Origin of the sequence: Gordonia phosphorivorans (genome assembly GCF_042432625.1) — a bacterium.
GTDB classification, from domain to species: Bacteria; Actinomycetota; Actinomycetes; order Mycobacteriales; family Mycobacteriaceae; genus Gordonia; species Gordonia phosphorivorans.
This window is the reverse complement of record NZ_JBHLWV010000010.1, coordinates 1-17,613: the sequence shown is the minus strand read 5'-3', so window position 1 is coordinate 17,613 and position 17,613 is coordinate 1. Positions and strand designations below refer to the sequence as shown.

Annotated in this window: 1 protein-coding gene and 1 pseudogene; both read right to left on the bottom strand. The window is 68.1% G+C overall.

All coding sequences use genetic code 11. The features are described from left to right. Positions 1-385: 385 nt before the first annotated feature. On the bottom strand, positions 386-16,834 hold the full coding sequence (locus ACFFJD_RS02460) for a non-ribosomal peptide synthetase (protein WP_382360415.1): 16,449 nt from the start codon (positions 16,832-16,834) through the stop codon (positions 386-388). Between the two features lie 32 nt (positions 16,835-16,866). Then, positions 16,867-17,613, bottom strand: a pseudogene (locus ACFFJD_RS02455) (condensation domain-containing protein); the annotation flags it as partial.

Genomic DNA, 17,613 nt, shown 5'->3' with positions numbered 1-17,613 from the left:
ACCTCGAGAACTCACGACGCCGGATACGATTCCACTGCACCCGCAAACAGCGGGCAGGCATCCAGATTCACTGCTGAGGTGCCCGCTCAACTTCGAAGAGCCCCGTTGTGGGGCCCCATCGGATGCGTCGACTCTGCATTCGGCCGTGTAATCAGTGTTACACCCGGCTCCACGGAGACACAATGAACAGACCACTGGCGTTACAGATGTTACAGGAGTGATATCAACCCGGGCCCATTTCACTATTCCCGCGCCCGACTCACTTCCCTTATCCCAATCAGGCCAAAGTGAGCATTACTTCTCGGCGTTCACCACAATGCGGAGTGTGTCGTTTCATTATCAAATGAATTAGCCGTTCTGCATTTCCCCTTCCTTGAACCGCAGCTCAGGACTCGCCGGCCGCCTCGTCTGCGCCCTCGTCGAGCCAGCGCGCGAGGACCACTCCGATCTCCGCCATATGCTCGGGCCTGCCGAGTTCCAGGTGGCCTGCATCGACGTCGACATTGTGCACGGCACCGCCGCTCCTGGCCCGCCAGTAGTCGGCGCCGCGCTCGGGTGCGCGCTTGTCGGCGATAGCCGTGAAGTAGACGATCGGACCTCGAATCTCCGGAGGGTGGTACTGACTCAGCAGTCGTGGCGCAAGCACCAGGCTGTCCAGCATGCGGCGCACTTCGTCTGTGTTCTCCAGGCCGCGATTACGGAGCTGCGTCGAGATCATGCCGGCGACATTGGTTGCGGACTCAGCAGGATCGATGTCGACCGATCCGGCCCACTCGCCGAGCAGCCCGTCGATCAGCTGGGTGGTCGAAACGTCATCACTGGCGGCGACGCCGGCCGAGAGCTCTTCGCCGGCGACCGAGTCCATCAGTCCCAGGAAGGCGACCGATTCGCCGGACGACTCGAGTCGCGACGCGATCTCATAGGCGACCGCGCCACCCAGCGACCAGCCGAGCAGATGGTACGGCCCGGTCGGCGAGACTGCTCTGATCTCGCGCAGATACCGCTCGGCGAGGTCACCGATCGAGTCGGCGGGACTCTCATCGTTGACCACGGAGGGATCCTGCAATCCATAGATGGGCCGGTCCACGAGGTACGGTGCCAGTCCACCGAAGGCCCATGCGAGACCACCCGCGGGATGAATGCAGAACAGCGGTGGCGCGCTGCCGGATTCTCGGAGAGCTACCAGCACAGCAGCGCTGCCGCGGTCCCCGAGTCGTATCGCCGTCGCCAGGTCACGCACGGTCGGGTTTCCCATCAGCACCCGAATACTGATCGATTGTCCCGTGACCGCCTCCAGGCGTGCCGCGAGACGCATCGCGGTCAGAGAGTTGCCGCCGAGCTCGAAGAAGTGCTCGCGCACGCCGACCCGCTTGACCCCCAAGACTTCTGCAAGAACCTCCGCGATCACTCGCTCGGTATCGGTCTCCGGTGCCACGTACTCGTTCTGGGAAGCATCGAAGTCCGGCGCGGGCAACGCACGACGATCCAACTTGCCCGCACTGTTGAGCGTCACCTCATCAAGCAACACCCACACCGACGGACACATGTACTCCGGCAACAACCCCGCCACATGCGACTTCACCGCCTCCACATCCACCGACGCCGGCCACACATACCCCACCAACAACTCACCACCAGAGACAGCCGAAACCACCGCCGCCGCCGCATGCACCACACCGGCAGCCCCGGCGATCACCGACTCGATCTCCCCCAACTCCACCCGCTGACCACGCAACTTCACCTGGAAATCAGTACGACCCAAATACTCGATCTCCCCATCAGCACGCCACCGCACCAAATCCCCCGTCCGATACAACCGCGCACCCACCCCTCCAAACGGATCAGCCACAAACCGCTCCGCAGTCAACCCCGCCTGACCCGCATACCCGCGAGCCACCTGCACACCACCCAAATACAACTCACCCGGCACCCCCACCGGCACCGGACACAACCGCGAATCCAACACAAACGCATCCGTATTAGCCACCGGACGACCAATCGTCACCGACCCCGCACCCGGCAACACCGACGCAGCAGTCACATCCACCGCAGCCTCCGTCGGCCCATACAAATTCACCAAACCCACCCCAGGCAACCTGGCCAACAACCCCTGCGCCGTCGCCGACACCAACGCCTCACCCGAAGTGAACACCGACCGCAACGACACCAAAGCCGCCACCCGATCACCCAACACATCACAGAACACCGACAACATCGACGGCACAAAATGCACCACCGACACCGACTCCGCACCAATCACCGACGCCAAATACTCCGGATCCCGATGCCCCTCCGGCCTCGCAACAACAAGCCGCGCCCCCACCACAAACGGCAAGAACAACTCCCACACCGACACATCAAACGTGTACGGCGTCTTCAACAAAAACCGCGCACCCGCACCCAAGCCATAATCACGCGCCATCCACTCCAAACGATTCACCACCGCCGCATGCGACACCGTCACACCCTTAGGCACACCCGTCGACCCCGACGTGAACAACGTGTACAACCCGCTATCCGGACGCAACCGCCCCCACCGATCCACATCCGACACCGGCCCCACCGACCAATCCACCTCACCCGAGGAATCCACCTCCACCAGGCGAACACCATCCACCTCGGCCACCGCAGCAGGCCGCACCCCCGCAACCACCAACACCACACCCACACCCGCCGTCGCCAACATCACCGACGCACGCTCAACCGGAGCCCCCACATCCACCGGCACATACCGGCCACCAGCAGCGACCACCGCATGCACCGCCACCAACAACTCCACACCGCGGTCCATACACACACCAACCGCCACATCCGGCCCCACACCCACCGAAATCAACTCCCGCGCAAGCACATTCACCCGCGCACCAAACTCGGCATAGGACACCGCACGACCCTCGAACACCAACGCCACCGCATCCGGAGTCCGCGCAACCTGCGCCGCCACCGCATCCGCCACCGACACCCGCGGCACCGACACGACCGGACCGTGCGCAAGCTCCAGCACCGCTTCGACGTCGTCCTGGCCGAGCAACGCGATGTCGGACACCGTGGTCTCCGGCTGTCCGCCGAGCGCGTGCAGGATGCGGAGCAGAATGGCCCCGAATCCCTCCACCTGGTCGCGGCTGAACGCGGCGGGAAGGTACTTGAGCGCGACGTGCACGCCGCTCGCATCACCCGAGGTGATCAAGTTCAGCGGGTAGTGCGTGGCGTCGGTGAACTCGACTCCTTCGATGTGCATCTGCGCGCCGGCCATCGATCCGCCGGGACTTTCCAACGACTCCGCGTCCACCGGATAGGACTCATGCACCACCAAGGTGTCGAAACCGATGTCACCGTCCGCCGCCGCCACGATCTCCGGCATGCCGAGATGGTGATGATCGAGCACCGAGACCTTGCCCGCCTGCAGCTCTTCCAGTAGGTCCGCGAGGCTGCGGTGCGGATCGACGTCGACCACCACCGGGAGAGTGTTGATGAACAGACCGACCACAGACTCGATGCCCACCAGGTCTGACGGACGCCCCGACACGGTTTCACCGAAGGTGACCACCCGGTTCGAGGTGACAGTCGACAGGAACACCGCCCACGCCAGCTGCAGAACGGTCGACACCGTCACACCGTGGGCGCGCGCCAGCGCGTCCAGCTGTGCGGACAGTTCGCCGTCGACCGACATCTCGAACGACGCAGGCATCGCGTTCGGCGCGGCCTGCGCGCCGGGCGCAAGCAGCGTCGGTCCGGACGCCGGCGCCAGAATCCGCCGCCATGCGGCCAGGCCTTCGTCGACGTTCCGGGCCGCGAGCGACCGCAGATACTCGGCGTAGTCGGCGGAGCCTTCGGCGCGGGAGGTGTACGGAGCGCCGACCGCGTAGAGCGCGAGCAGGTCCGCGAGGACCAGCGGCGACGACCAGCCGTCGATCACCAGGTGGTGCATCGTGACGAGCACGTCCGTCACGTCAGCGTTTCGCACGACGACGAAACGCAGAAGCCCCGGCACGGCGAGGTCGAACGGCTCGACGGCCTCGCGCGCCTTGAGTTCCCGTATGTACTCCGCGCCACCGGTTCCCGGCAGATCAGTGCGGTCGACGACGCGCCACGGCACATCGATCGTCTCCGGAACCACGGCGACCACCGAGCCCTCAGGAGTCGTACGGAAAGCCGATCGCAGCACCGGGTGCACTGCCACCAACTCCTGGGCAGCGCGCCGCAGGCGTTCGATGTCGAACTCGCCGCGGAGCCGGAGCACGGCCTGCACCACGTAGACATCGGGCAGTCCCGACGTCGCGGCCACGACGGCATGGAAGTACAGACCGCGCTGCAAGGGCGACAGGCCCCAGACTTGCGCACCCGGATACTGGCTGGCCAGCAGATCCAGCTCGTTCTGGGTCACCGCGGCGCCCGGAACATCGGCGGGCGAGAGACCGGGGTCGGCGTCGTCGGTGATCCGGACCAACTCCGCCAGTGCCTCGTTCCACCGAGCCCCGAGTTCGGCGATGTCCGCTTCGGCGGCACCGTCGGTCGGGTAACGGAACTCGGCGGTGATGACCGATCCCCTCGAGCCTGCGTGGGCGCTCGCGTTGATCGTCAGCGCACTCATCAGATCGATGCCTCCGCTGACCGTCGCGGGCAATACCGGGGCGTCGGGTGCCGGGAGCATCGGCAGCAGTTCCGATTCCGGTCCGGCGGACGTCACCGTGCCGCCGCGGCCGCCGAGGTAGTTGAACGCGATCGAGGGCAGGGGGCGGTCGGCCAGTTCGGCGACGCCGCCGTACCGCGCGAAACCGAAGCCGAGTCCGTGCTCGGGCCGTGCCAGGCGCTCTTGTTTCGCAGCCTTGACAGCGTGGATCACGTCGGCGCCGGGCACCAGCGCCAACGGCGCGATGTTCGTGAACCAACCGACCGTCCGGGACAGCTCCGCGCGGCGCGGATCCGGTCCCGCCTCGAGCACCTCCTCGTATCGTCCGTGGCCCTCGGCCAGCACCAGCACCGGCGCGTCGTCGACGATGCCCCGGCTCTGCTGCCAGGACCGCACCGCATGTGCCAATGCGCCGAGGAGGACGTCATCGATACTGCCTGCGAAGGCTCCGGGCGTCCGCGTGAGCAGCGCATCCGCGACGTCGGGACCGATGGTGACTTCCACCGCGGACGTTGCCGACCAGCGTGTGCTCGGCGCGGAACCGAAGCCCAGATCGGTGACCTGCCGTGGAGCACGCGCGGCCCAGTACGCCGACTCCGGCGCCGTGAGGGCGCGGTCGGCGAGCGCCGCGAACCATGCGGCCTCGGACGTCTGCTCGGCACGCAACTGAACGGGCTGCCCCGCGGAGGTCTGCGCCCACCCGGTGACGAAGTCTTCGACCAGGATCGGCCAGGACACCGCGTCGACGGCCAGATGATGGCAGACCACGACCAGGCGGACGGCACCTTCGCCGCGCACCACACCGAGTTGGATCAGCGCTCCGGTGGACGGATTGAGGCGGCCGGCGGCCGCAGCGTGCGCACTCAGGAGCGCCCGGTCGAAGGCCTCCGTGCCGACGGGTGCCGTCACCGAATGCTCGGCGACTGCGGCGCCGGCATCGAACGGTGTGCCCGGTATCAGGGTCACACCGTCCGGCCCGTCGTCGAGGCGTGCGGCGAGCATCGGGTGCGTGCCCACGATCGCGGCGAGGAGTTCGGCGAGTTGATCGAGCGTCGCCTCCTCCGGCGCGATCAGCACGGCCGTCTGGTTGAAGTCCGACAGGTCTCCGTCGGGCCCGGCTGCCGCTTCCAGCAGCCAGCGGCCGAGCGGAGGAAGGGCCATGCCCACGCCCGGCCCGGGTTCGGCGATCATCGGGAGAACGGCGCGCTCAGCATCGGTGGCGCGAGCCATCGCGCGCACCGTCCGATTCTCGAAGATCTCGCGCGGGGTCAGCACGAGCCCGTTGGCCCGCGCCGCCGACGCGAGCTGAATCGACATGATCGAGTCGCCGCCGAGTGCGAAGAACGAGTCGGTGACGCTGACCCGCTCGAGGCCGAGGAGGGACTGCACGATCGACGCCAGGGTCTGTTCCGTCGATGATTCCGGAGCCGCATAGGTGTCGGCTCGCTCACCGAAGTCCGGTTGCGGCAGCGCCTTCCGGTCGAGCTTTCCGCCCGCGGTCAGCGGCAACGCCGACAGCATCACGACGACGTGCGGGACCATGTGTCCGGCCAGCCGCTCACCGGCATGGTTCAGCAGCGTCGCCTCCTCGAGTTCCGCTTCACCGGTCGGCACCGCGTACGCCACCAGCCGGTCACGGCCCCGCTCGTCCCGAACACCGAGCACCACGACCGAGTCGACCCCGTCGAGTTCGCTGAGGACCGCTTCGATCTCCCCGAGCTCGACGCGCTGGCCGTTGATCTTCACCTGATCATCGGCCCGGCCGGCGAACTCGATCTGCCCGTCGCCGTTACGTCTCACCAGGTCACCGGTGGCGTACATGCGCGCGCCGGGAGTCGCGCTGAACGGGTCGGCGACGAACGACGACGCGGTGAGGCCGCGCCGGCCGAGGTAGCCCCGCGCCAGCGAGGCGTCCGAGGCGAGATACAGCTCACCCACCACCCCGCGCGGCACCGGGTGCAACCGGGCGTCGAGGATGTAGGCGGCGAAACCGCGTACGGGGTGGCCGATGGTCACCGGACGGCCGGGTGCGCTGCGGCCGGTCAGTGACCACACCGTGGCCTCCGACGGACCGTAGAAGTTGTACATTCGCCGACCGGGCGCCTCCGCCCACCGAGTGATGAGCTCCGCGGAGACCGTCTCCCCGCCGGTGACCAGATTCCGGATGGACGCGCCCCGTGCGGGATCGACCGTGGTCAGCACGGTCGGTGTGATCAGGGTGTCGGTGACCAGGTCCCGGTCGAGGATGCGCCCGAGTGCGTCCCCTGCGTAGTCCGTCGCCGGCGCGATGACCAGCGTGTGTCCGAGACCGAGGGCCCACATCATTTCCAGCACCGACGCATCGAAGCTCGGTGAGGCCACATGCAGGACGCGTGTGTCCGGCGATTGCGCGTGCGCGCCGCTCACTTCGCGGAACTGGTCGACGAAGTTCGCCAGACCGCGGTTCGGCACTCCGACCGCCTTCGGGCGGCCGGTGGAACCGGACGTGTAGACCAGGTAGGCCAGCGAATCCAGGTGCGGTTGCGCGGGCCGATCGTCCGCCGACAGCGGCGCACCCGACTGCTCCGACTCGACCAGATCGTCGATCATCAGCCATTCGCAGTCGCTCGCGCCCAGTCGCGGGCGAGTCGCCGAATTCGTGATCCCCAGGCGGGCACCCGAATCCGCGAGCATGTAGTCGATGCGGTCCTGCGGGTACGCCGGATCCACCGGCACATAGGCGCCGCCGGACTTGATGACGCCGAAGACGGCGAGCACCGATTCGATCGACCGCTCCAGTCCGACCGCGATCACGTCGTCCGGGTGTGCGCCCGCCGCGATCAGGGCGCGCGCGATGCGGTTGGTGCGCTGCTCGAACTCACGGTAGGTGAGCACCTCGCCCGCGCAGACCAGAGCCGGATGATTCAGGTCGGTCGGCCGGGCGGCGAGGACGTCGACCAGGAGCTGCGGCTCGGTGACACCCCCGTCGGCGGCCGGCTCGGTGCATCCCACGGAGTTCCGGCTGAGCCGTGTTCGGCTCTCCTCCCGCGGCGCGACCGCGAGATCGCCGATCGCCACCGTCGGATCGCCGGCCAGCGCCGCCACCACGTCCCGCCAGACCTCGGCGAACCGCCGGACGGTGGGTTCGTCGAACAGCGCGGTGGCGTACCCGAATTCGGCGATCATCGGCGAGGTGCCGGTGCGTTCGGCCACATTGACCGTCAGCTCGAATTTCGCGACATAGTCCGGCGACGCGAGCGGTTCCGCGACGAATCCAGGTAGTTCGATCGGTGCCAGATCAGCTCGCGCCGCTCCGTCACTGTGGGTGTAGACGATCTGAACGAGCGGCTGATGGGAGCTGTCGCGTTCCGCGGCGAACTCGTCGATCAGATCGTCGAACTGCACGTCCGCATTGGCAAAGGCGTCCACATCGATGCGCCGCACCGAGGCCAGGAATTCCGCTACCGGCTGGGCCGCGTCCACCGGGGTCCGCAGGATCAACGTGTTGACGAACATGCCGACGAGGTGGTCCAGCGCCGGATCGGTCCGGCCGGCGATCGGCGACCCGATCACCACGTCGTCGGTGGCAGCCAAGCGTGCCACGGTGATCGCCAGTGCCGCGTGGCCCAGCATGAAACCGGTCACCCCGTGGCGCTGGGCAGCCGCTGCGAAGCGCTCGGCCACGTCTTCCTCGAGCGTCACCGCCACCACGGCTCCGCGCTGGTCGACCACCGGCGGCCGCGGGCGGTCCATCGGCAAGTCGGTCACCGACGGCAGCTCGACGAGCCTGTCCCGCCAGAATCGCATCTGCCGCGCCAGCGGCGAATCGTCGGACGCGGGCCCGAACACGTCCCGCTGCCACAGGGCGTAGTCGGCGTACTGCACGGCGAGCGGCGCCGGCAACGGGATCGATCCATCGGTCCGATGCAGGTACGCGGTGAGCAGATCCCGCGTGAAGATCGGTGTCGACTCCCCGTCGAACGCGATGTGATGAGCGACGATCACCAGATCGATCACCCCCGGTTCGACGACCCGGTAGCGCCCGCGGACCGGAAGCCCGGTCGACACGTCGAAGCCGTCGGTCGCCGCCCGGACCAGATCCTCGACCCGATCGGCTTCGGCCCAGTCGAAGAGCTCCACCGCGGCCGCCACCGACAGCACTTCCTGACGGGGGCCATCGGCATCGGAGGGGTAGCGGGTCCGCAGGACTTCATGCCTGCCGAGGACGTCGGCGAAGGCAGCGGTGAGCGCATCGATGTCCAGCGCCCCGGTCAACCGGATTCCCGCCGGAATGTTGTACGCCGCGGATGCGGTGTCGTACTGGTTGAGGAACCACATCCGCTGCTGGGCGAACGACAACGGGATCCGCTCCGGCCGCGGCACCACCGCGGACACCGGCGGCAACGCCGACGCCCGTCCAGCCACCAATTCCGCCAACGCACGGACGGTCGGCGCCTCGAACACATCCCGCACCGACATCTCGACGTCCAGGGCGGCACCGACCCGAGCCACCAGACGCATCGCCGACAGCGAGTTGCCACCGACCTCGAAGAACGGTTCCGTCACACCGAACGCACGCTGCACTCCGAGAACCTCGGCGAACACCTCGGCCAGGAGTCGTTCCTCGTCGGTCGCCGGTGCCACGTACTCGCTCTGGGCGGCATCGAGTTCCGCAGCAGGCAAAGCACGACGATCCAACTTGCCCGCCGAATTCAGGGTCACCTCATCGAGCAACACCCACACCGACGGACACATGTACTCCGGCAGCTTCCCCGCCACATGAGTCTTCACCGCCTCCACATCGACCGACGCCGGCGACACATACCCCACCAGGAACTCACCACCGGAGGCAGCCGAGGCCACCGTGGCCGCCGCATGCACCACACCCGGCCCGCCGGCGATCACCGACTCGATCTCCCCCAACTCGATCCGCTGACCCCGCAGCTTCACCTGGAAATCGGTACGACCCAAATACTCGACATTCCCCACCCCATCGCGCCGCACCAGATCCCCAGTCCGATACAACCGCGCACCCGAGGCCCCGAACGGATCGGCCACAAACCGCTCCGCGGTCAACCCCGCCTGCTTCGCATACCCGCGAGCCACCTGCACACCACCCAGATACAACTCACCCGGCACGCCCACCGGCACCGGCCGCAACCGATCGTCGAGCACCAACAACGACGTGTTCCACACCGGCTTACCGATCGTCACCACCTCGGGCGCATCCGAGACATCAGCCCAACCCACCTCGACCGCAGCCTCGGTCGGACCGAACAGGTTATGAATCCCCACCCACGGCCACACCTCGTGCGCGGCAGCCACCGTCGCCGGCGGCAACGCCTCACCCGAGGCGAACAGCCACTTCAACGACGTCAACTCACGCAGACGCTCGTCCCCGACCACATCCAGGAACACCGACAACATCGACGGCACGAAATGCACACTCGTCGCACCCGACCCGGCGATCAGATCAGCGATATACCCGGGATCACGATGCCCATCAGCACGCGCAACCAGCACCGTCGCGCCCGCCATCACCGGACCGAACAACTCCGGCACCGACACATCAAAGGTGTACGGCGTCTTCAACACCACCCGATCCCCCACGGTCCAGCCGAACGCATCCAGGCCCCACCGCAGCCGATTCAGCACCGAACCGTGCGAGACCGTCACACCCTTGGGCACACCCGTCGACCCCGACGTGAACAACGTGTACAACCCGTTGTCCGGACGCAACCGCCCCCGCCGATCCACATCCGACACCGGCGCCGCACCCGGCGCAGACACCTCCACCCCGCCAGAAGCATCCACCTCCACCAGACGCACACCAGCCACCTCGGCCACCGCAGCAGGCCGCACCCCCGCAGCCACCAACACCACACCCGCACCCGCCGTCGCCAACATCACCGACGCACGCTCGACCGGAGCCCCCACATCCACCGGCACATACCGGCCACCCGCAGCCACCACCGCATGCACCGCCACCAACAACTCCACACCGCGGTCCATACACACACCAACCGCCACATCCGGCCCCACACCCACCGAAATCAACTCCCGCGCAAGCACATTCACCCGCGCACCGAACTCGGCATAGGACACCGCACGACCCTCGAACACCAACGCCACCGCATCCGGAGTCCGCGCGACCTGCGCCGCCACCGCATCCGCCACCGACTCACCCGGCAGCGCCACCACCGGGCCCCGAGAGGCCGCCAACACGGCTGCCGCTCGACTCTGGTCGAGCAGTGCGACGGCCCCGGCCCGGGTGTGCGGACTGCTGCCGATGGCATCCAGGATGGTCGCGAACATCGCACCGAACTCGTGTACCTGCTCGGCGTCGAAGGCCGAGGGCAGGTAGCGCAGCGTCACGTTCAGCCCGTTCGACCCGCCATCGGTGATGAGATTCAGCGGGTAGTGCGTGGAATCGGTGAACACGGCGTCGTCGATGGCCACGGTTCCGGCCAGTTCCCCGCCGGAGCTCTGCAGCGACTCGGCGTTCACCGGGTAGGACTCGTGCACCATCAGGGTGTCGAATCCGATGTGTCCCCCGCCTGCGGCGACGATCTCCGGCAGCCCGATGTAGTGGTGATCGAGCACCGCGATCTTGTCGCGCTGCAAGCGCTCCAGTATCGCCGTCAACGGCAGGTCCGGATCGACATCGACGACCACCGGCAGCGTATTGATGAACAGGCCCACGACGGAGTCGATGCCGGCCAGTTCGGCGGGCCGCCCGGACACGGTCTCACCGAAGGTGACGATGCGATTCGCCGTGAGCTTCGACAGGAACACCGCCCACGCCAGTTGCAGCACGGTGGACACGGTGACTCCGTGGTCCCGGGCAACGCCGTCGAGCCGAGCGGCAAGCGCGGGGTCCACCGGGACCGCGAGCGCGGCCGGCAGTGCGTCCGCTTCGGCATGCGCGCCCTGAGCGACGAGCGTCGGTCCCTCGGCCGGAGCCAGAATCCGCTGCCACGCGTCGAGGCCCTCGGCCTGGTCGCGGTCGGCGATGTAGCGCAGGTAGTCCTTGAAGCCCGCCGACTGCGCCGACTGCTGCGTGTACGTCGCGCCGACGGTGTACAGCGCGAGCAGATCTGCCAGCACCAGTGGCGAGGACCAGCCGTCGGCCACCAGGTGGTGTGCGGTGACGAGGAGGTCGGACGTCGCGCCGTGGCGCACGACGGTGAACCGAAGCAGCGGGGGCGCGGTCAGGTCGAAGCGTTCGAGTGCATCGCGGCGCTTGAGTTCCCGTATCTGCGCGGCGCGCTCGGTCTCCGAGACGTCTCCGAGGTCGATCACACGCCAGGGAACCTCCACCGTCGGCGGGACGGCCGCGACGAGCGCGCCGCTCGGCGTCGTGACGAACGCCGACCGCAGCACGGGGTGCGCGGCCACCAATTCTTGGGCCGACCGACGCAGGCGGTCCAGATCGAGCTCGCCGCGCACTGCGAGGAGTGCCTGGATGATGTAGACGTCGGGCTGGTCGGCCCTCATCGCGAACGACGAATGGAAATACAGACCGCGTTGGAGCGGAGACAGACTCCAGACGTCCGCACCGGGATAGACCACGGCCAGCTCGTCGAGCTCCTCCTGCCCGACCATCGCTCCGGGAACATCCGACGGGGACAGGCCGGGATGACCGGCTTCGACGGTCCGCACCAGCTCGGCGAGCTCGGCGGTCCACCGCGCTCCCAGGTCGGCGACGGAATCCTCGGCCAGGTCTGCCGGGAACCGGAAGGACGCACGGATCAGGGTGCCGCGCTCCGAGGCGACGGCACTCGCGTTGATGCTCAGCGGTGTCATCAGGTCGAAGGCGCCGTCCACCGTGCCCGACAGTGCGGGAGCATCCGTCGCGGGCACCATCACCAGCGACTGCGCATCGGCCGACTCGTCACGGTCGGTCGCCTCATCGAGTCGACCGCCGCGACCGCCCAGATAGTTGAAGCCGATCGACGGCAACGACGGGCGCACGGCAGGGTCGGCCGCGCCGAACCGGGCGAACCCGTAGTCGATACCGTGCGCCGGCAGTGCCAGACGCTCTTCCTTGGCGGCCTTGACCGCATGCACCACGTCGACACCCGGGTCGACGGCGAGCGGCGCGACACTGGTGAACCAGCCGACCGTCCGCGAAAGGTCTGCTCGCCGCGGATCCGGCCCGGAGTCGAGCACATCCTCGTAGCGGCCATGACCCTCGGACAGCACCACGACCGGCCCGGCGTCTGCGATGCCTCGGCTGGTCTGCCAGGACCTGACGGCCCGCGCGAGCCCACCGAGCAGGACGTCGTCGACATTTCCGCCGAAAGCCTCCGGGACGGTGGTCAGCACGGCATCGGCGATCTCCGCCGGGACGGTGACCACTACTTCCGAGGTCGCCGACCAACGGACCGGCCGCTGTGCACCGGTGCCGAGGTCGGTGACGCCCTGTCGGCCGCCGGCCGCCCAGAAGGCGAGATCCTCGTTCTCCCGCTCGGCCAAGGCTGCGAACCAGCTGCGCGCCGAGGTCTGTTCGGAGCGCAAGCCGATCGGCTGGCCCGCGGCATGCTGCGCCCAACCGGTGAAGAAGTCCTCCACCAGGATCGGCCACGACACGGCGTCGACGGCGAGGTGGTGCGCCAACACCACGATCCGGCCGCCCCCGTCGCCGCGCACCAGTTCCACCTGGATCAACTTGCCCGCCAGCGGATCGAGTCGGCGGCCCGCCGACGTGTCAGCGGCCCGGACCGCGTCATCGAACTCCGGAGTTCCCGGCGCGGCGTCGACGATGCGCTCGCTCACGGCGGCCGTGGCATCGAAGGCGCTGCCCGGCGCGAGCGACCATTCGTCGACCGTGCGATGCAGTCGCGCCGACAGCATCGGGTGCGCGGTGACGACGGCCCCGAGCAGCTCGGCCAGATCCGCCGCCGTGATCTGGTCCGGAGCGATCAGGACCATGCCCTGGTTGAAGTCGGCGATGTTCCCGCCGGTCCCGGAGGTGGCTTCGATCAGCCAGCGGGTCAACGGCGTCGCCGCCATCTCCCCCGTGCCGCCGCCACTGGGTTCGGCGAGCATGGGCACCTGCCGACGATCGGCATCCACCGCCTGCGCCATGGCGCGGACAGTTCGGTGCTCGAAGATCTCGCGGGGCGTCAGGTCGAGCGCGTTGGCGCGCGCGGCCGACGCCAACTGGATCGACATGATCGAGTCGCCGCCGAGCGCGAAGAACGAGTCGAGCACGCTCACCCGCTCCAGACCGAGGAGCGAGGCGATGATCGCGGCGAGGGTCTGCTCGGTAGAGGTCTCCGGCGCGACATAGTCGTCGTCGGCCGCCCTGAAGTCTGCCGACGGCAGTGCCTTGCGATCGAGCTTGCCGACCGGCGTCAGCGGTAGTTCCCCGAGGATCACCACCGAATGCGGCACCATGTGCGCGGCCAGCCGTCCGGACGCTTGTCGCAGCAGGTCTTCCGGAGTCAGGTCGGCGCCGGACAGCGGCACCACGTACGCGGCCAGCCGGTCCCGGTCGGCAGCATCGCGCACACCGATCACCACGGCGGCGTCGACACCGTCGAGGTCGGTCAGCACCGCTTCGACCTCGCCGAGTTCGATGCGCTGGCCGTTGATCTTCACCTGGTCGTCGGCGCGGCCGGCGAACTCGAGCAGGCCGTCGCCGTTGACTCGCACGATGTCTCCGGTGGCGTACATGCGCGCGCCCGGTGTTGCGCTGAACGGGTCGGCGACGAACGACGTCGCGGTGAGTCCACGCCGCCCGAGGTAGCCGCGGGCCAGCGAACTGTCGGACGCCAGATAGAGTTCGCCCACCACTCCGTGGGCAACCGGGTGCAGCCGCGTGTCGAGCACGTAGGCGGCGAAACCACGCACGGGCAGCCCGATGGTGACGGGCCGGTCGGCCTCGCTGCGGCCGGTGGACGCCCACACCGTCGCCTCGGACGGTCCGTAGAAGTTGTACATGGTCAACGCCGCGTGCGTCGCCGTCCAGCGGCTGATCAGTTCCGGCGAAATCGCTTCGCCCGCGGTCACCAGGTTCCGCACCGAACCGCCGGCCGCCGGATCCACCGTGCCGAGCACGGTCGGGGTGATCACCATGTCGGTCACTTCGTCGCGCGTGAGCACTCGACCCAGCGCCTCGCCCGCGTACTCGGCGGCGGGGGCGATGACCAGGGTGTGTCCGAGGCCGAGCGCCCACATCATCTCCGCCACCGACGCATCGAAGCTGGGCGACGAGACGTGGAGGACGCGCGCATCCGGATTGTCGTGGTGCGCACCGGTCACTTCACGGAACTGGTCGATGAACTTGGCCAGGCCGCGGTTGCTCACGCCCACGGCCTTCGGCCGCCCGGTGGAGCCCGACGTGTACACCAGGTACGCGAGGGAGTCGATGCGGACGGGGCCGCGCCGGTCGGCGGGGGTCAACGGCCGGTCGGAGTGACCCGAGGCGATCAGGTCATCGATCAGCAGCCATTCCCCGGAGCCGAGCCGGGGGCGTGTCTGCGCGTTGGTGATGCCCAGTCGGACGGCCGAATCGGTCAGCATGTAGTCGATCCGGTCTTGCGGATAGGCCGGGTCGACCGGCACATATGCCGCCCCCGACTTGATCACGCCGAACACGGCGACGACGGAATCGATGGAGCGCTCGAGCCCGATGGCGACGACGTCGTCCGGGCCGGCGCCTGCGTCGATGAGGGCACGCGCGATCCGGTTGGTGCGCTCCTCGAACTCGCGATAGCTCACGGTCGCACCGGCGCAGATCAATGCGGGGTGATCCAGGTCGGTGGGGCGAGCGGCCAGCACCTCGACCAGCGGAACGGGATCGGTCACGCCACCGTCGGCTGCGGGACCGGTCGCTCCGACCGAGTTGCGGCTCAGCGGCAGCACGGACTCGTCGATCGCCTCGCTGAGCACGATGTCCCCGATCGCGCGCTGCGGGTCGGTGACCATGTGCCCCAGGACGGTCCGCCAGACCTGCGCGAACCGGGCCACCGTCGCCTCATCGAACAGACTGGTGGCGTAGACGAACTCCGCCGTCATCGGCGTGCTGTCCGTCCGCTCACTGACGCCGACGATCAGCTCGAACTTGGCCACGGGATCGCCGGCGGTGAGCGGCTCTGCGCTGAACCCGGGGAGGTCGATCGGTGCCAGATCCGGCCGCCCGCCGACGGTCGCGTAGGTGTAGGTGATCTGCACGAGCGGCGGGTACGACGTGTTTCGTTCGGTGTCGAGCTCGTCGATGAGGTCGTCGAACGGCACGTCGGCATGCGCGAACGCGTCGACGTCCACGTCTCGCACATCGGCGAGGAACGCCGACACCGGTTGCGCCGGATCCACTCCGGTCCGCAGGACCAGGGTGTTGACGAACATCCCGACGAGATCGTCGAGTGCGCGGTCGCCGCGACCGGCGATCGGTGAACCGATCACCACGTCGACGGTGGACGCCAGGCGGGCGATGGTGATGGCGAGAGCCGCATGACCGACCATGAACGGCGTCACACCGGCCGTGCGGGCGAGCGCGGCAAGGCCGTCCGCCACTCGATCATCGAGGGTGATCGTCACGGCGCCGCCGGACTGGTCCACGATCTGCGGCCGCGGACGGTCCATCGGCAGGTCCGTCACGGCGGGCAGGTCCGCGAGCTGATCCCGCCAGTAGTCCAGTTGTCCCGCCAACGGCGATGCCGCACCGGATCGGTCGTCGAGGACTCGACGCTGCCAGATCGCGAAGTCGGCGTACTGGACGTGCAGCGGCTCCGCCGCCGGAACTTCCACATTCGTTCGATGCAGGTAGGCGGCGAGCAGATCCCGCAGGAAGACGGGGATCGATTCGCCGTCGAAGGCGATGTGATGGACGACCACCAGCACCTCGGTGACCCCGGACGCGACCACGCGATACCGGGCGCGGATCGGCAACTCCACCGCGACGTCGAACCCCTGCATGGCGGCGCGCGCCAGGTCTTGGGTGCTGTCCGCCGGCGCCCAGTCGAACAACGCCGAGGACGCCTCGGGTTCCACGATCTCCTGATGGGGGCCTTCGGCGTCCGACGGATAACGCGTCCGCAGCACCTCGTGCCGGGTCAGCATGTCCCCGAAGGCCTGTTCGAGGGCGCGCAGGTCGACTTCGCCGGTCAGGCGCAGTCCGGCGGGCACGTTGTAGGTGGCCACCGACGGATCGAATTGGTTGATGAACCACATCCGCTGCTGCGCAAACGACAACGGCACCCGCTCCGGCCGCGGCACCACCGCCACAATCGGCGCCAACCCCGGNGGAATGGCACACCGTCGATATCCGGGAAAGTCGTCCGCAACACTTCGTGACGACCGACCACATCGGCCATCGCCGCCTCCAGCGAGGCCACATCGAGGCCACCACTCACCCGCAGCACCACCGGAACGTTGTACACCGACGAATCCGGCTCCAGACGATTGATGAACCACATCCGCTGCTGCGCAAACGACAACGGCACCCGCCCCGGACGCGGCACCACCGCCGTCACCGGCGGCAACCCCGCAGCCCGACCCGACACCGCCACCACCAACCCACGCACCGACGGCGCATCAAAAACATCACGCACCGACACCTCAACACCGAGCACCGCACCCACCCGCGCCACCAAACGCATCGCCGCCAACGAGTTACCACCCGCATCGAAAAACGACTCCGTCACCGACACCCGCTCAAGCCCCAACACCTCAGCAAACACCCCAGCCACCGCCACCTCCGCCGCACCCGACGGCGCCACGAACTCAGCAGCAGTGAACTCCGGAACCGGCAACGCCCGCCGATCCACCTTCCCCGCACTATTGAGCGGCAACTCCTCCAACACCACCCACACCGACGGCACCATGTACTCCGGCAACCGCTGCCCCACAAACTCAGCAACAGCCACCGTGTCCACCCCCACCGGCGACACATAACCCACCAACTGATCACCAGCCGGCCCCGCAACCACCCGCGCTGCCGCCAACACCACACCCGGCGCGCCCGCGATCGCCGACTCCACCTCACCAAGCTCCAT